A 19,147-nucleotide genomic window follows, 5' to 3' on the forward strand; every position below is an offset into this window, starting at 1 on the left:
TAATGACATCGATACCTCTGGTCTGGCTGACTTCCCTGAGTGCCTCCAGGCGACAGGACAATGAAGTGGGGATGAGTCGCTGCGAATAAGGCTGGCGCGCTTCCGGACAGGTTTAGGCGCGTCCTGAATAACGAGGGCGGCGTTGTAATCCAAGGCTCAAGGCGTTCTGTCGCTAATGTCCTTAATGTCTAAGAGCTCTAAAAAAAAATATTATAGAGAAGATTTCCTAAATTATCGGAGGTGGCGAGTGGAAATTTTTCTTTTTGAGTTTTCCTTAAAGGCCAGGTTTTCTTACCCGGATGTAGCCAGCGCGGCATTGAGTTGCATCGGCGAGCACGTAGGCTCTGCATTTGACCACTCACTGTATCTCGGTCTTTCTCCGGAAGAGCAAAAAAAATCCATTGGGTTAGAGGTTATTTGCGCGGATTCTGGGTACAGAACTTTAGTTAACGGCATTTCTTGCGTTGAGTTGTACGGTAATTTGTTGGGTGAGTTTGCCTCATGCATGTCTTTCATTCTAAAAACAGAAGTTGTGATTGGGGATTACCTTGTGGATTTCGATATGGTTACCGGGCGGTATCTCATATATTATCCAGACGGATCATTTAGGCATGCTTATGAAGTAAAAAATGGGGGCGGGGTTTTTGACGTGGCTGCCATAGATTAGTTGCTGATTTTAAAATAATATAATTTCAGATCCATCGAGCGGCGCCATTTAAATATAATGGCCAATCATAACATTTTCGCCATTTGCCTTTCTGTAAAAGATAATAATGTGCTTATCATGCGCAGCCTACTGGAAGCTATCCTTTTGTACTAGAAAAGTGCGTTGGTGAGTGCGGCATTGATCTACAGAGCCGTAACTCGCCAAACAGTATGATTCGCCCCTGACCAGCAAGCAGTCCATACGATGACCGACTCCCCCACCGTTCCCGTCCTTTCCACCACCGAAGCCCGCGCCCTCGGCTGCCTGATCGAGAAGGAGGCGACCACGCCGGATGCGTATCCGCTCACGGTCAATGCGACGGTGGTGGCGGCCAATCAGAAGACCTCGCGCGAGCCGGTGATGTCGTTGAGCCCGGGCGATGTGCAGCATGCGCTGCGGCAACTGGAGGGGCGCGGGTTGGTGCGGCAGCAGTTCTCTTCGCGCGCCGAGCGCTACGAGCATCGGTTGGCGTCGGCGCTGGATCTGACCCAGCAACAGGTGGCCCTGCTCGGCCTGCTGCTGTTGCGCGGTCCGCAGACCGCCAACGAGTTGCTGACGCGGGCCGAGCGCATGGCGCGCTTCGCCGATGCGGACGACGTCCGCCATCAGTTGGAACGGCTGGCGCAGCGTCAGTTGGCGGTGCAGTTGCCGCGTGCAAGCGGGCAGCGCGAGGACCGCTACATGCATTTGCTGACCGGTCCGGTGGATGCAGAGGCGCTGGCGGCCACGTTCAAGGCGCGGCCGACCGCCTCGGGCAACGATGAGTTGGAAGGGCGGGTGCAGGCGCTGGAGGCCGAGGTGGCGGAGCTGCGCGAGATCGTGGCGCAGTTGCAGGCGCAGCTTGCGCACGAGTGACGCTGCGTGGATGGGCTTCTAAACGAAGCCTCTGGTTAATCAAAGAACGCTCACTTGTAGGAGCGGCGGCAGACCCCCCGCAAAACCGCGGCAAGGCGCGTTACTACAGGTGCCCTAAACATCAAGGCACGCACCAAGCGCAGCGCCCCGCGATCGCAGGATCACTCCACCTCCACCTGCGGAATCACCGCCAGCATGTCGGTGACACCGACATCGGCACCCGCCTGGCTCAGCAGGGTGGTGGCCTGGCCACGATGGTGGGTCTGGTGGTTGAAGAAGTGCAGCAGCAGGTCGACGAAGCGCCGGCCGTGCGATTCGCCTCGGGTGTTGCGATAGCGCAGCGCCACGTCGAGGTCGTCGGCATGCAGTTGCGACATCCACTCGGCGATCGTCGCATCCAGGGACTCGCGTTGCGTCCGCAGGTCCGCCAGGCAGTCGGCCTGCGGCGCATCCAGGGCGGTGGGGACCGGCGTGGCGGCGATGGCCTGCAGCGCCGGGTGCCGTGCCGGATGCTGGGCGAAGCGCTGCAGCCAGATCGTATCGGCCACCACCAGGTGATTGAGCGTACCCAACAGCGACCCGAAGAAGGCGCCGCGCGGCTCGGTGATCGCGGCGTCCGGCAGGGTCGCGGCCGCGGCGTAGAGACGCTGGTTCATCCACTGGCTGTAGTCGGCGAACAGCTGCAGTGTGTGCAAGGTGTCCATGCTCAGGTGTGCTCCTGGGGTGCGTGCAGTTCGCACAGATGGAGTTCGACCTCGGCCGCCTCCGGACTCAGGCGTACGTGCCCCTGGGCGACGAAGCCCAGCGCGACGAGCAGCCGCAGCGAGCGCGCGTTGCCGGGGGCCACGATCGCATAGACGCGCGGCAGCGCCAGCACGGTGCGTGCGTAGTCCAGGACCGCGCGGGCCGCTTCGCTGGCGTAGCCCTGGCCCGCATAGGGCTGCAGCAGGGCATAGCCCAGGTCGGGCGCGGGCAGGGTCGGCCGCAGTACCAGCCCGGCCACGCCGAGCCAGGCGCCGTCGGCGCGGCGTTCCACGGCATACAGGCCGAAGCCGTGCTCGGCGTAGCTGCGCACGGAGCCGTCGGCGAGATAGCGGCTGGCCTGCGCTTCGTCGCGCACCCCACGGTCGCCGATGTGCGCCAGGAAGCCGGGGTCGTTGAGCAGGGCCAGCATCGGCGCCGCGTCGCCCTCGGGGTCCAGGCGGCGCAGCAGCAGCCGCGCGGTCTCGATCACGGTGGACATGCGGCGCTCCTGCGGGTCGGGGCGACAGCGTGGCGCCGCCGTCGCGGCTTGGCAAGCGCCACCGGCGCGCTCGCGCTTGGTGGCGCAGACGCTTCGCCGCCGCAGGTCCGGGAGGCGCAAAGGCCCCTGCGCAGACCGCCGTGTCCCACATCCCGGTCACGTCCAACAAACGTCTAGTTAACAGCTTCACATGGGGTGCCGGTATTCTGACGCCCATGCGACCCATCCCCCGTCTCGCCACCGTCCTGTCCCTGCTCTCCCTGGCCGGCCTCGCCGAGGCCCGTGGCGTCATCGAAAAGGTGCAGATCCAGGGCCTGAACAAGGACGAGGACGCGGCGATGATCGAGAACATCCAGGTCTCGCTGTCGCTGTACGACGCCATCGGCAAGGACCAGGGCGAGTCGCGACTGGAGTACCTGTTGAGCCAGGCCGAACGGCAGACCCGGCAGGCGCTGGAGCCGTTCGGCTATTTCACCCCCACCATCACCGTCGAGGCGCCGCGCCAGGACGACACGCTGACCGTGGTGGTGCACGTGGACAAGGGCGAGCCGATCCGGGTGCGCAATTTCCATGTGGGCATCACCGGCCCGGCCGAGGACGACCGCTACCTGGGCGACGACCTGAAGAACTTCCGGCCGCGCAAGGGCGATATCTTCGTCAGCAGCGTCTACGAGACCAGCAAGGTCACCATCACCCGGCGCCTGGCCGAGCGCGGCTACTTCGATGCCGACTTCACCCAGCGCAAGGTCGAGGTGACCCGCGCCGACCACGCCGCCGACATCGACCTGAGCTGGGACAGCGGCCGCCGCTACAACATGGGTCCGATCCGCTTCCACCAGGATTACTTCAACCAGAAGCTGTTCGACCCGCTGGTGTACTGGCAGGAAGGCAGCTACTACCACGAGGGCAAGCTCGACCGCCTGCGCGAGTCGCTGGTCAAGCTCGACTACTTCAGCGTCATCGACATCCAGCCCAAGCCGGAAGAAGCCGACGCCAACGGCGACGTGCCGGTGGACGTCAACCTCACCCGCGCCAAGCGCAGCATCTACACCGCCGGCCTCAGCTACGGCAGCGAGAGCGGCGCCGGCGTGCGCCTGGGCGTGGATCGCCGCTACGTCAACGCGCGCGGGCACAAGCTCAGCACCCAGCTGGACTATGCGCAGAAGCGCAAGAGCTTCATCACCAGCTACCGGATCCCGGCGTTCCGCTGGCTCGACGGCTGGTACACCACCTCGCTGCGCGTGTACGACGAGCAGACCGATTACATCGACCTGCGCAACGTCAAGCTCACCGGCAGCCGCAGCGGCCAGATCAACGAGCACTGGACCGCCATCGCCTCGATCAACGCGCTGCGCGAACGCTGGCGCTACGCCACCGACGAGGTGTTCGACGGCGCGCTGTACCAGACTTCCACGTTGTTCTATCCGCAGATCGAAGCCGACTACGTCGGCGTGGACGACAAGGTGTTCCCGCGCAAGGGCTTCAGCGGCAACATCAGCCTGCGCGGCGGGGCCGAGGGTGTGGGCTCGGATGCCAGCTTCGTGCAGGCGCACATGCGAGTGAACTGGTTCCACGGCATCGGCGACAACGACCGCCTGATCCTGCGCGGCGAAGCCGGCAGCACCTGGACCGACGCCCTGGTGGCGATGCCGCCGAGCCTGCGATTCTTCGCCGGCGGCGACAACAGCATCCGCGGTTATGCGTTCCGAGAAGTCGGCCCGCGCACGCCGCGGCCGGACCGTTTCGCGCTCGGCGCCAAGCACATCCTCACCGGCAGCGCCGAGTACGAGCACTACTTCAAGGGCGGGCCCTGGGGCGGCGCGGTATTCGTCGATAGCGGCAGCGCCTTCGACGACACGCCGGACTGGCACACCGGCGTCGGCTTCGGCCTGCGCTGGCGTTCGCCGGTCGGCCCGGTGCGGGTGGACATCGCCCATGGCCTCAATGATCCCGACTCGCAGTTCCAGCTCTATCTCAACATCGGAGCCAACCTGTGAGCGCGCCGCTGGAGCCGACGTCGCCCGCCACGCCGCCGCCACCGCGGCGCCCGCGTTTTTATCGGCGCAAGCGCTTCTGGTGGGGCTCGGCACTGACCGTGGCCGGCCTGGTGCTGCTGGCGGTGATCGCGCTGTACTGGCTGCTGCAGACCGTGGCCGGGCGCGACGTGCTGCTGGCGCAGGTGGTGGCGCGGCTGCCGGCCGGCTCCACGCTCACCTGGGAGCGCGCCGAAGGGCCGCTGGCCGGTCCGCTGATCCTGCACAACCTGGATTTTCGCTACAACGAGATCCACTTCACCGCCGAGCGCGCCTACCTGGATCCGGACATCCGCCCGCTGCTCGGGCGCAAGTTGCAACTGGACGCGCTGGAGCTGACCAACGCCACGCTCAACCTGGCCAAGAGCGACGAACCGTTCGAACTGCCGCGCTGGCCGCAGTCGCTGCCGCAGATCGAAGTGCCGCTGGCGCTGCAGGCCGACCGCATCGCCATCGACGGCCTGCGCATCACCCAGGCGCAGCAGCCGATGATCGACATCCGCACGCTGCGCGGCGGCGTGGAAGTGGCCAATGGCGAGTTCCGCGCCACCCAGGTGGTGGTGAATAGCGACCGCGGCGATTTCCGTATCAATGGCGATTACCTGCCGGGCCAGGACTACAAGGCCGACCTTACCGCCAGTGCAGTGCTGCCGGCTGCGCGCGGGCGCACCCCGGCGCGTTTGGGCCTGGTCGCGCGCGGCGACCTGGACAAGATGGAAGTGGCCATCGCCGGCAATGCGCCGGCGCCGCTGCGCGCGACTCTGGTGTTCACCGGCCGCACCGATCCGGTGTGGGAATTCGCCGCCAGCAGCAAGGCGCTGGATCCGTCGCTGCTGGTGCCGCCGGCCGACGACGCGCCGGCGTCCGTGCCGCTGGCCTTCGATCTGCATGCCAAGGGCAAGGGCGGCAACGCCGATCTGCAGGGCGAGCTATCGCGCGACGGACAGAAGCTGGTACTCGATCCCTCGCACCTGAGTCTGGACAACCAGGTACTCACCGTGGCGCCGCTGCAACTGCGCGCCTTCGACGGGCAACTGCGCCTGCGCGGCACCGCCGATCTGCGCGACCCGGACAACGCGCAGCTGCGCTTTGCGGTCAACGCCAGCGGTATGAGCTTCACCACCGCGCCGGATCCGTCCACCCCGGACGCGCCGGCGGTGCCGATCAAGCTGGTCGAGGCCAACCTGGGCGTGGCCGGCACGATCAAGCAATGGGCCACCTACGGCGAGGCCACCGTCGCCCGCGGCAAGGACAGCGCCAACCTGCAGTTGGACGTGCGCGGCGACGATCGCCAGGCGCAACTGAAGCAGGTGCGCGCGAGCATGCCCAGCGGCACGCTCGACCTGGGCGGCCACGTGGCCTGGGTGCCGGAGTTGAACTGGGACGTGCAAGGCACGCTTGCCGGCTTCGACCCCGGCTATTTCGCACCGGGCTGGGACGGCAAGCTGTCCGGCACCTTCGCCTCGCAGGGCAAGCAGTTGCCGGCGCGGCCGGACGGCAGTGCCGCCGGCTACCAGGCCACGCTCGACATCCCGCGCTTGAACGGACGCCTGCGCAGCCGCCCGCTCGACGCCAACGCCAAGCTCGCCCTGCAGGGCAGCCAGGGCGAAGGCAAGCTGCAACTGAGCCTGGGCGACAGCCGCCTGCAGGCGCAGGGCAAGGTCGGCGACCAGCTCGACATCGACGCGCAGCTGCAGCCGCTGCAACTGGCCGACCTGCTGCCCGGCGGCGCCGGCAGCCTGCGCGGCAGCGTGCAGGTCAAGGGCCGCCGCGACGCGCCCGATCTCACCGCCGACCTCTCCGGCAGCGGACTGAAGTGGGACAGCTACAGCGCCGACAACCTCAGCCTGCGCGGGCGCCTGCCCTGGCGCGGCAATGGCGGCGAACTCGCCCTGCGCGGCAGTGCGATCAATGCCGGCGTGCTGCTGCAGACGCTGAGCGTGGATGCGCGCGGCGCGGTCGAGAACCTGCAACTCGATGCCAAGACCGAGAACGACATGGGCGCGCTGGCCCTGGCCGGGCAGGTGCGACGCGATGGCGCGCGGTGGCAGGGCGCCTTGAACACGCTGCGCATCGCACCGGCCAAGGGCGAGCCGTGGCAGTTGCGGCAGGCGGCCAACTTCAGCGTGGCCGGCAGCGCCTTCAGCCTCTCCGAGAGCTGCCTGGCCCCGGGCAGCGGCGGCGCCTTGTGCGTGTCCGCCGATTGGCCGAAGCAGGGCCTGACCCTGCGCGGCGACGCCCTGCCGCTGGCCCTGGTGCAGCCATGGCTGCCGCCCAGCAACGGCCGCAAGATGTACCTGCGTGGCGACCTGTCCATCGACGGCAGCTTCAAGCCGGCCGGCAACGCCTGGCAGGGGTCGCTGCGCCTGGCCTCGCGCGAAGGCGGCCTGCGCCTGGGCGACAACGCCCGCGGCGAACTGCTGCGCTACGACCAGTTCAGTTTCGTCACCGACTTCAGCGCGCAGCACATCCACTCCAAGCTCGGCATCGGCTTCCAGGGCGACGGCTTCGTCGACGCCACTGTCGATACCGGCTGGGATGCGTATGCGCCGCTGACCGGCGAGATCTACATGAACATGGCGCGGCTGTACTGGCTGGAGCTGTTCTCGCCCGATCTGGTCCGGCCCAAGGGCCTGGTCGAAGGCCACGTCAGCCTGCGCGGCACCCGCTCGCAGCCGGCGATGGGCGGCGACGCCACGTTGAGCAACTTCACCGGCGAACTGCCGGCGCTGGGCCTGACCCTGAGCGAGGGCAAGGGCCGCTTCGACGCGCAGCCGGACGGCTCGGCGCGCATCGTCGCCTCGGTGAAGTCCGGCGAAGGCACGCTCAACGTCGATGGCGGCCTGTCCTGGTACGGCGACCGCACGCCGCTGCAGTTGAACATCCGCGGTACCAACGTGCTGGTCTCCAACACCGCCGAACTGCGCGCGGTGGCCAATCCCGACCTGCAGTTCGGCATCGCCAACAAGACCATGATGCTGAGCGGCCAGGTCACCGTGCCCTCGGCCGACATCGACCTGGAGCGGCTGGACCGCGGCACCTCGCTGTCCGAGGACGTGGTGGTGCTGGACCCGGCCGACCCCGAGGCCACGCCGACCTCGCCGCTGGAGATGGACCTGCGCGTGACCCTGGGCGACCAGGTGAAGATGGCCGGCTTCGGCCTCAAGGGTGCGCTGACCGGCGCCATGCAGGTGCGCTCGCGGCCGGGCCGCGAAACCACCGCCACCGGCGGGCTGGACGTCAGCGGCAAGTACAAGGCGTACGGCCAGGACCTGACCATCACCCGCGGCCAGCTCACCTGGAGCAACAACATCGTCTCCGACCCGCGCATCAACATCCGCGCGCAGCGCCAGGTCGGCGACGTCACCGCCGGCATCGACGTTACCGGCCGCGCCACCGCCCCGCATGCGGACGTGTGGTCGGACCCGTCGATGTCGCAATCGGAGGCGATGTCCTACCTGGTGCTGGGCCGCAGCCTCAGCAACACCAGCAGCGCCGAAGCCGACCAGGTCACCGCCGCGGCCAGCGCCCTGTCGGCCGGCAGCGGCCTGCTCGCCTCGCAGCTCGGCGCCAGGCTCGGTTTCGACGACGCCGGCGTCAGCCAGTCGCGCACCCTCGGCGGCTCGGTGGTGGGCTTCGGCAAATATCTCTCGCCGAAACTCTACGTCAGCTACGGCGTGTCGCTGATCGGCAGCGGCTCGGTCTTGACGCTGAAATATCTGCTGGGCCGCGGCTTCGACGCCGAGGTGGAATCGAGCACGGTGGAGAACCGTGGGTCGGTGAATTGGCGGAAGGAGAAGTAGTGCGCGGCCCTGCGACGATGAAACTGCCTTGACAAATTCCGGCGGTACTGTGTAATTGACAGTGCTGCCAGCGTCGCGTTGGCACGTCTACAGGGGCAATCAATGTTCACTCAGCGGCAGGGATGGCGCACCGTCGTCCTATTCGTGTGTCTGTCCGTATCTGGTCTGCAGAACGCCCTGGCGGTCACGCCGGAAGACGAGTTCGACAAGCGCATTCGGACATCTCGTGAGATACAGCCCCTGGGCGACAAGCCTTTTGGCGAAGAAATCAGCCTTTACAACGGCGCACTGACCTTCAGGCAGGTGGATATCGATCAGCCTGGTATTGGGTTGCCGATTCAACTGATACGTACGTTCGATCCGTCCGACTCAAGCCCAAGAGAAGGAGCGGCACGGGCCTTTGCCGATTGGCGGCTGGAACTTCCTAGTATTCAAACGCTGACCACGAACGAAAATCAATTCTTTCGTGGTGATCGTTGCTCGAATTTTACCAAAGCGCCTGCAGTGGTGCTCAATGTCGGCCGTCAAGCACCGGTTATCTATACTGCCGAGCAATGGTGGGGCGGCTACCAGCTCATTATTCCCGGAATGGGGCGCCAGGATCTGCTGCGCCGAGATAGTTCAAATACGCTTTCGCCGCGGATGAAAGATGCCAGTGGCAATCAAATGTCATTCCCGATCGTCACGCGACAACATTGGATGGTCACTTGCCTTGCGCAGACTTCCAATGGGCAAGGCGGGCAGGGATTCCTGGTGGTTTCGCCCGATGGTACCAAATACTGGATGGATTGGCTGATCTACCGAGGTTACGACAATGTCGGATTCGCGCAACCCGGATTCGGGGGCGTTGCCCGCCAGATGGCGATGATGATGACGTCCCGCATTGAGGACCGCTTTGGTAACAGCCTTTCTTATCAGTACGACGCTAACGGAAATCTCGTAAAGATCCAGTCGAGTGATGGGCGTTCGCTGGTCCTGAATTATGAAACGTGGACCGGAAATAATACGTCTGATGTAGGAAGCAGAATAACCACCGCGACACTTCAGGCCTCTGACGCTCCGTCCAGAACCTGGAGTTACTCGTATGCCACGCTTTCTGACTCCAAGGTGCACTTGACCAGTGCGATCCTCCCGGATGGCAGCTCTTGGGCGATGGACGTCTCTGGGCTCGCGAGGTTTAGTGATCTTTCAACCATCACTTATGATGCTTATGACGGGTGTTCTTCGTTCAGTTATCGTCAAAGTGGGGGCTCCGCAAACATCTCGCTGAAACATCCTTCCGGATTGATAGGGAACTTTAGTGTTGGAACTTTGATCCGCGGGCGCTCTTATGTTCCGTTTTTATGTGACTCTAGCTCCCCTGGAAAGTTGACCCTCGAAATCCCCAATATTACAAAGGGTATCAACATTCTGTCTGAGCGCATTTCCGGTCCCGGTGTGTCGGAGCAGACTTGGACATATAGCTACTCGGCCCCCCAGGGGAGCTGGGCCAAGGACTGCGCATCTGGCTGCGCTACCACTGTCTGGACAGATCTTAAGTCGCCAACGGGAGCGGTAAGCCGGTATACCTTCAGTAATCGTTACGACTCTACAGAAAGTCAACTATTGAGCACCGAAATTTATGACGGTGCAGTTGGATCGACACTGCTGCGTCGTGAAGACTCGACATATGCGTCACCTTCGACAGGCCCGTGGCCCAAAGTAATAGGAAGTGTGCTACTCGATAATATCAATAGCGCTCAGGTCGGCACGATTTCTCCGGTCTCAGGTCGAGCCATCACTGAATCTGGTTCTTCCTATAATTATAAAGTGACTAGTTTCGACGTCTTTGGCCGGATGTCGGCTGCTAATCGCTACAGCCCTTGGCACCAGCGATCCGATCGTTTGGATTACAGCGATAACTACGAGAAGTGGATCCTGGGCCAGGTAGCCAAGCGCACTAATAGTGACACTGGGTTAGTGGAGTCGCAGGTCGACTACGATCCGTTAACCAGTCTGCCTGCAATTTCCTATGAGTATGGAAAGTTACGGCAGAAGTTCTATTACAACTCTGATGGAACACTCTCCTCTTCCGTTGACGGGGCTAACAATTCCACAAGCTTTTCGAATTGGAAACGGGGGGTGCCTACATCTATCCGCTTCGCTAATGGAGCGGCTATCAGCGCGAATGTAAACGACTATGGCTGGATCACATCCGTTACCGATGAGTCAGGCGCGACGACAGGCTATAGCTACGACGTGATGGGGCGCCTGACGAGCGTCACCTATCCGACAGGGGATAGTCAGAACTGGAACACGACAACGGCGACCTTCGAGCAAGTTGGGTCGTCGGAATATGGCTTGCCTGCCGGCCACTGGCGGCAAACAACCGCTACTGGAAATGCGCGGAAGGTCCTGTATTTCGATGGATTTCTGCGGCCGATTGTTACATATGAATATGACGCCGGTAATCCAGGAGCAACTGGGCGCTATCAACGTTTCTCTTATGACTATAAGGGTCGAGTGGCCTTTGCGTCATTCGCGGGAACCACTGATGCCCTCAGCGCCGGTACTAGAACGCAGTACGACACATTAGGTCGGACGACGTCTGTGTCTCTGGATTCAGAGCTGGGCACGCTGACAACATTGACCGAGTACCTAGCGGGAAATCAGACGCGCGTTACCGATCCGCGTGGCAACAAGACGGTAGCTGGCTACCAAGTGTTCGATCAGCCTGATTACAAGACGCCGGTCTGGATCCAGCATCCGGAAGGCGCCACCACCGAGATCAACCGCGACATCTTCGGCAAGCCGCTGTCCATCCGCCGCCACGACGCCAACGGCACCGTGTCGGTGACCCGCAGCTACGTCTACGACACCTACCAGCAGCTGTGCAAGACGGTGGAACCGGAAACCGGTGCCACCGCCAACGGCTACGACGCTGCCGGCAATCTCGCCTGGAGTGCGGCGGGCCTGTCGTTGCCCAGCACCACCTCATGCGATGCGGACTCGGCCTTTGCCTCCGGCCGCCGGGTCGATCGCAGCTACGACGTGCGCAACCGGATCAAGGCGCTGAGCTTCCCTGACGGCAACGGCAATCAGGCCTGGAGCTACTGGCCGGACGGGGCGGTCAAGCAGATCACCACCACCAACAACGGCGTCGCCACCTACAACAGCTACGCCTACAACAAGCGTCGCCTGCTGATTGCTGAAAGCCAGGGCCAGGCCGATGGCGAGACCTGGGCGCTGGGCTACGCCTACGATGCCAATGGCCACCTTGCCGCGCATCGCTATCCGTCGGGGCAGACGGTGGACTACGCGCCCAATGCCCTGGGTCAACCGACCCAGGCCGGCAGCTATGCCACCGGCGTGAGCTACTACCCGAATGGCGCGATCAAGCAGTTCACCTACGGCAACGGCATCGTCCACACCATGACGCAGAACGCACGTCAGTTGCCGGATACCAGCCAGGATGCCTACGGCGGCACGGCGTTCCTCAGCGATGGCTACGACTACGACGCCAATGGCAATGTCGCAGGTATAAGCGACGGCGCCACCGGCCGCAACCAGCGCGGCAACCGCACCATGACCTACGACGGCATGGATCGGCTGACCAAGGCCGAGTCGCCGATGTTCGGAACCGCCACCTATAGCTACGACGTCCTCGACAACCTGACCCACGTCGTAGCCCCCGGCCGGGATCACTACTACTGCTATGACGTCAATTGGCAGCTGACCAACGTCAAGACCGGTGGTTGCGGCGGCAGCACGGTCATCGGCATGAGCTACGACCCGCAGGGTAACCTCAGCAACAAGAACGGCCAGGCCTTCGTGTTCGACTACGGCAACCGCCTGCGCCAGGCGACCGGCAAGGAGACCTACCGCTACGACGGCAACGGCCGCCGCACGCTAGCGCTGCAGAGCGCCGGCAACATCGGCTCGCTGTACGATCAGTCCGGCGCACTGCGTTTCCAGAAGAACCAGCGCCAGTCCAAGTCCACCGACTACATCCTGTTGGGCGGCAGCCTGGTCGCCGAAGCCGACTGGCCGCTGGGGCAGCTCGCTTCGGTCAAAGACTACGTGAACTGGAGCCCGGTCTCCGGCGCGACCCGCTACGTGGTGGAGGAGAGCGTGGATGGCGTGACCTGGACCTCGGTGTACGACGGCGGCCAGGGCAACTGGACCTCGTTGGCCAGGCCGGCAGGGACCTATTCGTACCGGGTGACCGCTTGCACGGCGGACGGCAACTGCACCGCGGCTTCGAACGTGACGCACGACCAGCGACCTGCGGTGGACATCGTGCCGTTGCTGTATCAGCTGCTGTTGAACGGCTAGGTCCAGCTGGGTGACGGTTGAGCTCTTTGCTGTCGCGGCCAGAAAAGCTGTAGGCATTAAAAGCGACGAACAACGGATAAAAAAAGGGGATGAAATGAGCTTGAAGATGATGGGGTTGCTGTTGGCAATTGCAGCATCATGTTTTTCTTACGAGGCGGACGCCGCCATGCAAGTGGTCTGGACGGGGAAAATCACCTACGTCGAGAACGGCTGGTACGGCGAAGGCATGGTGATTCATACCTCCAACGATGGCCCATCCGGGTGTTCGGCTCCCCTGAACGACTTCGCGATCGACAAGGATCATCCGTCGTACAAGGAGCTGACGGCGATGGCGCTGGCTGCATACACCAGTAATTCGGATGTTGAACTCCTGGTCGACTCGGGCGTATGCATTTTCGGTAATCGCACCAAAGTCATTTCCATACGGCTGAAGAAGTAATGATCTGGAGGGCGTCGCGCTTTTTTGCACGGCGCAGATTGATCCAGTTTCAAGAAGAGAAGAAATATGAAATATAAAATGGGCCTGCCGTTGATGCTCGCTTTGCTGAGCTGGCAAGCATCGGCAAACGAATCGATGCAGAATGTCGACGTCGTGCAGTTGGGAACGTATCAAGCTCATACCGATCATTTTGTCTGGCTGTCGGACACGCCAGCGGAATGCAAGGCCACATCCGGAAACCACGTCCTGCATTTCCAAGACGACCAGCCCGGCGGTAAGGCGCTGCTGGCAGTGTTGATGACTGCACTGGTGAACAAGCGCAAGATCGATGTGCAGACCAATGGCTGCGACATTGTCGAGATCTACTTGAAGTAAGCCTGCTCTGGCGGAGTCTGCTCCGTAGATTCCGTTGTACCGAAATGTTGCTATGGGAAGCGTTGTCGATCCGGCTTCTACGAGAAAAGTCGACTCTACATCGCGTATCGATGGTTCCAACTCGCAAGGACGAGTGATGTCAAATTTCCAGGGGATTCGTGCGATATTGCGTCTGATGGCCGCTACCGCTCTCTATTCTGTAGTTGCTTTCACTGCATCGGCGCAAACTGTCCGCTATGTTCATACGGACGGATTAGGGTCTGTTGTGCTGGTGACAGACAATAATCGTAATATTGTTGAACGTAGTGAATATGAACCCTACGGAAATTTACTGAATCATCCAATATCGGATGGGCCTGGATACACGGGCCATGTGAACGATGCTGCGACTGGACTTAATTATATGCAGCAAAGGTATTATGATCCCCAAATTGGTAAATTTCTTTCAGTTGATCCGGTCACGCCGTACAGCAAGCCCGGGAAAAATTTTAATCGATATAATTACGCAGCGAATAACCCCTACCTATTTGTAGATCCAGACGGTCGCTATGAGTGCACCCGAAAAGGCGGAACTTGCAATGTCCACGATGCCAAAATTGCTGAATCTTATGTCTCCACGGCGCAGAGAAGCTATCAAAAAATGGCAGAAGGCGCTGCTAAGGATCGACTTGGGAAGATTCTTGGAATGGTAGGCACAGCCAACGATGGAAATGGATTTTCAATAAATTTAACTAATCTTAGTGATGACCATTTGGGGGAATTGACGGCTAAGGGCATGGATTTAGATCCTAGTCAAATATCAGCAGTCGCGTCTGGACTCAATATTTCAGCGAAAATGCTGGCTGCCGGAATAATTGGGCATGAGGGCTCCCATAAATTGGACTCAATGCAGCCGGGATTCAACAGGAATTTTTATCCGGCTACCGGGCTTGAGCGAATGCTTACTGAATTACGTGCATATGGGATGACGTCAGCTATTGGCAACGTTCTAAGAATAAATAATGGCGTTAATATTCCGGGAATGTCACTCCAGGAACGGGAACAGCGCATATGGGAAAGTGCAAAACAGTCGTGGGAATCTGCGTGTAATGGTAAGCAAAGTTCAAGCTGCTCTGGTTACAAGCCATGAAATTTTTGTTTTCGGTCTTTTTCTTTGCTGCCGCATCGTGTTCTTCATGCTCCAAGAGCGGTGAAGGAGAGGATTTTTGTAAAGCAATCCACTCAAGATTTTCTACTCAGAATGTTGAGGTTCATGGCCTGAAAATCTACGGTAATATTTATCATCCAAGCATTGCTATTTCCACCAAATGTATGAAACCAGCATTTAACTTTTGGAGCTTTGATGCGCCTAGTCCCACGGAACAGGAACGCAGCATGAGAATCAAGAAATTTAATATGGCGGTTTACGCGTCTGTATCAAAAAAAAGCGGCATGTTTGAGTTTGATGGACTGGTGAGGGTCAATCCAAAAAAAAACTTGGTGACCCTCACAGATGTAAAAAGTTTTCGGGAATTAGATAAGGCAGAGGCAGACAGGATACTGACTGAGCTGCGCTCTAGTAGAGACGAATAATTTTTTGCATTTCAGACAAATTATTTTAGATGGTTCATGGGGGCTCGTTAGGTCGTGGCTTTCTGGTGACGGGGTAGGATCACTTATTCAATGGTATGCATCTGTATATATGTTCGTAGGAAGTGAGCTGACCGTGCGCTCGTTTTTGTCGGGAGCATTCTGGACCTTTCTTGGTAAAGATCACATCCACCGATGAATGGATCGGCGTCTTGGTTGCTGCGATCGCATTGGCCGGCTAAGGTCGCGGTTACGTTCTTTGCCTCCATTTCCGCATGCCCTTGCCCAATTCCCTTGCCGCCTCTCTTGCCCTAAGCCTCGCCCTCACCACTACCGCCCACGCCGACGAAGGCATGTGGATGCCGTCGCAAATGCCGGAGCTGGCCAAGCCGCTGCATGAGGCAGGCTTCCAAGGCGATCCCCAGACGCTGGCCGAGGTGACGCAGCCGCCGCTGAGTGCAGTGGTGAAGGTCGGCGGCGGGACCGGGGCGTTCGTGTCCGCGGACGGGTTGCTGTTGACCAATCACCACGTGGCCTATGGGGTGATCCAGTACAACACCTCCGCCAAGGAGAACCTGATCGAGAATGGGTTCATCGCGCGGGATCGCGCCGACGAGCGCGCGGCCAATCCGGATTTCCGGGTGCTGGTGACAGTGGGCTTCGACAAGGTCACCGATCAGGTGCTGGGGCCGGCCAAGGGCAAGACCGGGCGCGCTTACTACGATGCTGTGGATGCGGCGAGCAAGCGCATCGTCGCCGACTGCGAGCGCGAGGCCGGGGTGCGTTGCAGTGTCGCCAACATGTACTACGGCACCGATTTCTACCGGATTCGCCAGTTGGAGCTGCGCGACGTGCGCCTGGTGTATGCGCCGCCGCGGGCGATCGGCAACTACGGCGACGAGATCGACAACTTCATGTGGCCGCGGCACAGCGGCGATTTCACCTTGCTGCGCGCGTACGTGGGCAAGGACGGCAAGCCGGCGGACTACAGCACCGACAACGTGCCCTACCAGCCACCGGCGCATCTGCAGATCGCCACCGATGGGCCGAAGGCTGGCGACTTCGCGATGCTGGCTGGTTACCCCGGCATCACCTACCGCCATCGCACCGCGGCCGAGTTCGCCGAGCAGGTGGAGGCGACGCTACCGCAGCGGGTGGCGGTGCTGGACCAGTTGATCGGAGTCATCGAAGCGTCGGGCAAGGCCGATGCGGAGGCGCGCACGCGCTACGCGTCGCAACTGCAGTCGTTGAAGAACAATCGCAAGCGGGCCGCCGGCGAACTGGAAGGGCTGCAGCGCAGCGATGCGGTGCGGCTACGCGCGGAGGACGAGCGCGGCATGCTTGCGGCGACCCGCGGCAGCGATGCGCGCGATATCGCGACGCTGCAGAAAGTGCTCGGCCAAGCGTCGGCGTTGCGCGAGCGCGATCTGCTGTTGGGCTTGATCGCCACGCAGACCCAGGCGTTGCGCTCGGCGCTCACGCTGGAGCGACTGCGGCTGGAGGCAAGTAAGCCCGACGATCGCCGCGAGAGCGGCTACCAGCAGCGCGACCTGGCGTTGATCGAGGGCATGCTCAAGCAGGTGCAGCGGCGCTATTCGCCGGCCGTGGAGAAGGCGCTGCTGACGACGTTGTTGACCCGCTACCAGCAACTGCCGGATGCCCAGCGGGTGCCGGAATTCGATGCGGCGTTCGGGCGGACCCCGGCGCAACTGCAGGCGGCGCTGGACAAGGCCTATGCCGGCACGGCGCTGGGCACCGAGGCCGAGCGCCTGTCGCGCTTCGCTGCCGCGCGCGAGGGCAAGGCGCCTGCGGCCGATCCGTTGCTGACGCTGGCCGCCACGCTGGTGCCGGCGCAGCTGCGGCTGGACGACGAGCGCAAGGCGCGCGAGGGCGAGCAGTTGCGCTTGCGCCCGGCCTACATGCGTGCGCTGTTCGCCTGGCGCAAGCAGCAGGGTCGTGCGGTGTATCCGGATGCCAACAGCACGCTGCGGATCAGCTATGGCCGCGTCGAGCCGCTGGCGCCGCGCGACGCGGTCAGCTTCGCGCCGCTGACCACGGTGGCCGGCATTGTCGAAAAGAACACCGGCAAGGAGCCGTTCGATGCGCCCAAGCCGCTGCTGGCGGCGATCGCCAAGGGCGACTTCGGCAGCACGGTCGATCCGCAGTCGAAGACGCAGCCGGTGAACTTCCTGACCAACCTGGACACCACCGGCGGCAACTCCGGCTCGCCGGTGCTCAATGCACGCGGCGAGCTGATCGGGTTGAACTTCGACAGCAACTGGGAGGCGGTCAGCGCGAGTTGGTGGTACGACCCGCGATACAAGCGTGCGATCCATGTGGACATGCGCTATCTGCGTTGGTTGATGGCCAAGGTGTATCCGGCGCCGCAATTGCTGAAGGAGTTGAACGTTCCGCAGGAGTGATTGGGCAGGTTGAGGATGCGGGCGTCGTTGGCGTTGATTCGAGCGAAATCGGGCAGGGCATGTGATGTGCTTTGTCCTGATGCGACGGCCACGTGGCCTGGTGCAGTCCGCTCGCCGTCACAGCGCCGAACATGCTCTGCGGCTCGGGCGCTGCCTCAATAGAGGAATTCGTCACCGCTCACCGCGCTGCGCTGCCGCGATCGGAGACCAGGAAGATGATCGTGGTCCTGGAAACCTCCATGCGTCGGGACTGAAGTCCCTCCCACAAGCGACAGCATGCGCTGCGGTTGGCGAGATGACGTGTTCGATTGAGACCGTGGAGATGCGGATGCACCGGTGGTGACTCACGACGCGACCTCGCTGCAGGGCTTAGACTGATCGCATGGAGTTGCTTGTCGCCAAGCCCTTGCCGCGTGCGTTCTATGCGCGCGATGCCCGCGTGGTGGCGCCGGAGCTGTTGAACAAACTGCTTGTCACCGCCGACGGTCGCTGCGGGCGCATTGTCGAGGTGGAGGCCTACTGCGGTGCCGAGGATCCGGCTGCGCACTCGTTCCGCGGCATGACGCCGCGCACGCGGGTGATGTTCGGCCCGCCCGGACATCTGTACGTGTACTTCATCTACGGCATGCATTGGGCGCTCAATGCGGTGTGTGGGGGTGCGCCTGGGCATGCGGTGCTGATCCGCGCCTTGGCGCCGGTGGCCGGGATCGAGGCGATGCAGGCGGCACGCGGCGCGGTGCGCGCCGCCGATCTCACCCGTGGGCCCGGGCGCCTGGCCAAGGCGCTGGGTGTGACGGGTACGGACAACGGGCTGGACCTGACCACGCGGCGGTCGCGCCTGTGGCTGGGGCAGGACGGGACGCCGCCGCCTGCTGCGCCGGTCGTCACCGCACGGATCGGCATCAGCAAGGCGATGGACGCGCCGTGGCGCTGGCATGTGCCCGACGAGCCGAACGTGTCGCGCTTCGTGGTGGGTCGGGCGAAGCGCCGCGGGTAGCGTGGCGCTTGTAGGCATCGTCGCACTACAGGCTGCAAGAAGGTCAGTGCCTTGCCCGCCGTCACGAGTGGAAGGCCGCAATGCGCTGGTGACGGTAGGCGCTTTGGCTCGGAGACGAACGCATTTCCTCAGGGACGTTCGCTTCGTTCGTCGCGGCTGAAGCCGCTCCTTGTATCTGGACATGTCGCCCCTAAACAGGCGTCATGTCTTCCGACTGATCATCGGAGGAGGTGTGGGAGGTCCAGTCGCTCCTAAAGCTTCGAGCTTGCATCGTAGATCGGCTCCGCCCTCCACATGCTGGCCCTTGTGTGTCCGAACGGTATCCAGAGTCCGCCACCGGGCGTGAACTCGCATCGACAAGGCAGGACCGGGCCCAGCGCCGATCATGAC

Annotated in this window: 13 protein-coding genes; 11 read left to right on the forward strand and 2 right to left on the reverse strand. The window is 62.1% G+C overall.

Features of this window, described 5'->3' with window-relative positions; genetic code table 11:
- Window positions 1-184: 184 nt before the first annotated feature.
- On the forward strand, window positions 185-667 hold the full coding sequence (locus CEK68_RS01845) for a hypothetical protein (RefSeq protein ID WP_193314075.1): 483 nt from the start codon (window positions 185-187) through the stop codon (window positions 665-667).
- Between the two features lie 243 nt (window positions 668-910).
- Complete coding sequence (locus CEK68_RS01850) at window positions 911-1,561, forward strand: DUF480 domain-containing protein (RefSeq protein ID WP_152238359.1); 651 nt, start codon at window positions 911-913, stop codon at window positions 1,559-1,561.
- A gap of 161 nt (window positions 1,562-1,722) precedes the next feature.
- Here the strand turns inward: CEK68_RS01850 and CEK68_RS01855 are convergent, their stop codons facing one another.
- Together CEK68_RS01855 and CEK68_RS01860 are read right to left on the reverse strand one after the other, a co-directional pair.
- On the reverse strand, window positions 1,723-2,265 hold the full coding sequence (locus CEK68_RS01855) for a DinB family protein (RefSeq protein ID WP_152238360.1): 543 nt from the start codon (window positions 2,263-2,265) through the stop codon (window positions 1,723-1,725).
- A gap of 2 nt (window positions 2,266-2,267) precedes the next feature.
- Window positions 2,268-2,804: a GNAT family N-acetyltransferase gene (locus CEK68_RS01860; protein ID WP_152238361.1), complete on the reverse strand. Its 537-nt coding sequence runs from the start codon at window positions 2,802-2,804 to the stop codon at window positions 2,268-2,270.
- Between the two features lie 215 nt (window positions 2,805-3,019).
- Here CEK68_RS01860 and CEK68_RS01865 point away from each other — a divergent pair, with 215 nt between their 5' ends.
- The 9 genes from CEK68_RS01865 to CEK68_RS01905 all read left to right on the forward strand — a co-directional run bounded on the left by CEK68_RS01865 (window position 3,020) and on the right by CEK68_RS01905 (window position 18,757).
- Window positions 3,020-4,801: an autotransporter assembly complex family protein gene (locus CEK68_RS01865; protein WP_152238362.1), complete on the forward strand. Its 1,782-nt coding sequence runs from the start codon at window positions 3,020-3,022 to the stop codon at window positions 4,799-4,801.
- Complete coding sequence (locus CEK68_RS01870; RefSeq protein WP_152238363.1) at window positions 4,798-8,640, forward strand: translocation/assembly module TamB domain-containing protein; 3,843 nt, start codon at window positions 4,798-4,800, stop codon at window positions 8,638-8,640. Before CEK68_RS01865 ends, CEK68_RS01870 begins: the two co-directional genes overlap by 4 nt.
- A gap of 102 nt (window positions 8,641-8,742) precedes the next feature.
- Window positions 8,743-12,954: an RHS repeat domain-containing protein gene (locus CEK68_RS21175; RefSeq protein WP_226977731.1), complete on the forward strand. Its 4,212-nt coding sequence runs from the start codon at window positions 8,743-8,745 to the stop codon at window positions 12,952-12,954.
- A 10-nt stretch (window positions 12,955-12,964) separates the two neighbouring features.
- Window positions 12,965-13,393, forward strand: a complete 429-nt coding sequence (locus tag CEK68_RS01880; protein ID WP_152238364.1) for a hypothetical protein — start codon at window positions 12,965-12,967, stop codon at window positions 13,391-13,393.
- Window positions 13,394-13,459: 66 nt separating this feature from the next.
- A complete protein-coding gene (locus tag CEK68_RS01885; RefSeq protein WP_152238365.1) occupies window positions 13,460-13,768 on the forward strand; it encodes a hypothetical protein in 309 nt (102 codons plus the stop codon).
- A 136-nt stretch (window positions 13,769-13,904) separates the two neighbouring features.
- Window positions 13,905-14,897, forward strand: coding sequence for an RHS repeat-associated core domain-containing protein (locus tag CEK68_RS01890; RefSeq protein ID WP_081616401.1), 993 nt, complete (start codon window positions 13,905-13,907; stop codon window positions 14,895-14,897).
- Window positions 14,894-15,340, forward strand: coding sequence for a hypothetical protein (locus CEK68_RS01895; RefSeq protein WP_152238366.1), 447 nt, complete (start codon window positions 14,894-14,896; stop codon window positions 15,338-15,340). Before CEK68_RS01890 ends, CEK68_RS01895 begins: the two co-directional genes overlap by 4 nt.
- A gap of 272 nt (window positions 15,341-15,612) precedes the next feature.
- Window positions 15,613-17,760 carry a S46 family peptidase gene (locus tag CEK68_RS01900; RefSeq protein ID WP_152238367.1) on the forward strand — a complete coding sequence of 716 codons (2,148 nt, stop codon included), beginning with the start codon at window positions 15,613-15,615 and terminating at the stop codon, window positions 17,758-17,760.
- Between the two features lie 382 nt (window positions 17,761-18,142).
- On the forward strand, window positions 18,143-18,757 hold the full coding sequence (locus CEK68_RS01905; protein ID WP_152238368.1) for a DNA-3-methyladenine glycosylase: 615 nt from the start codon (window positions 18,143-18,145) through the stop codon (window positions 18,755-18,757).
- Window positions 18,758-19,147: the final 390 nt, after the last annotated feature.

Origin of the sequence: Xanthomonas sp. LMG 12461 (assembly GCF_009192935.1) — a bacterium.
Lineage (GTDB): Bacteria > Pseudomonadota > Gammaproteobacteria > Xanthomonadales > Xanthomonadaceae > Xanthomonas_A > Xanthomonas_A sontii.

What these genes read in the sequence shown, in the direction of transcription:
- CEK68_RS01850 (WP_152238359.1), top strand. Translation starts at nt 911, where the DNA reads ATGACCGACTCCCCCACCGTTCCCGTCCTTTCCACCACCGAAGCCCGC.
- CEK68_RS01860 (WP_152238361.1), bottom strand. Translation starts at nt 2,804, where the DNA reads ATGTCCACCGTGATCGAGACCGCGCGGCTGCTGCTGCGCCGCCTGGAC.
- CEK68_RS01905 (WP_152238368.1), top strand. Translation starts at nt 18,143, where the DNA reads ATGGAGTTGCTTGTCGCCAAGCCCTTGCCGCGTGCGTTCTATGCGCGC.
- CEK68_RS01885 (WP_152238365.1), top strand. Translation starts at nt 13,460, where the DNA reads ATGAAATATAAAATGGGCCTGCCGTTGATGCTCGCTTTGCTGAGCTGG.
- CEK68_RS01865 (WP_152238362.1), top strand. Translation starts at nt 3,020, where the DNA reads ATGCGACCCATCCCCCGTCTCGCCACCGTCCTGTCCCTGCTCTCCCTG.
- CEK68_RS01890 (WP_081616401.1), top strand. Translation starts at nt 13,905, where the DNA reads ATGTCAAATTTCCAGGGGATTCGTGCGATATTGCGTCTGATGGCCGCT.
- CEK68_RS01895 (WP_152238366.1), top strand. Translation starts at nt 14,894, where the DNA reads ATGAAATTTTTGTTTTCGGTCTTTTTCTTTGCTGCCGCATCGTGTTCT.
- CEK68_RS21175 (WP_226977731.1), top strand. Translation starts at nt 8,743, where the DNA reads ATGTTCACTCAGCGGCAGGGATGGCGCACCGTCGTCCTATTCGTGTGT.
- CEK68_RS01845 (WP_193314075.1), top strand. Translation starts at nt 185, where the DNA reads ATGTCTAAGAGCTCTAAAAAAAAATATTATAGAGAAGATTTCCTAAAT.
- CEK68_RS01855 (WP_152238360.1), bottom strand. Translation starts at nt 2,265, where the DNA reads ATGGACACCTTGCACACACTGCAGCTGTTCGCCGACTACAGCCAGTGG.
- CEK68_RS01900 (WP_152238367.1), top strand. Translation starts at nt 15,613, where the DNA reads ATGCCCTTGCCCAATTCCCTTGCCGCCTCTCTTGCCCTAAGCCTCGCC.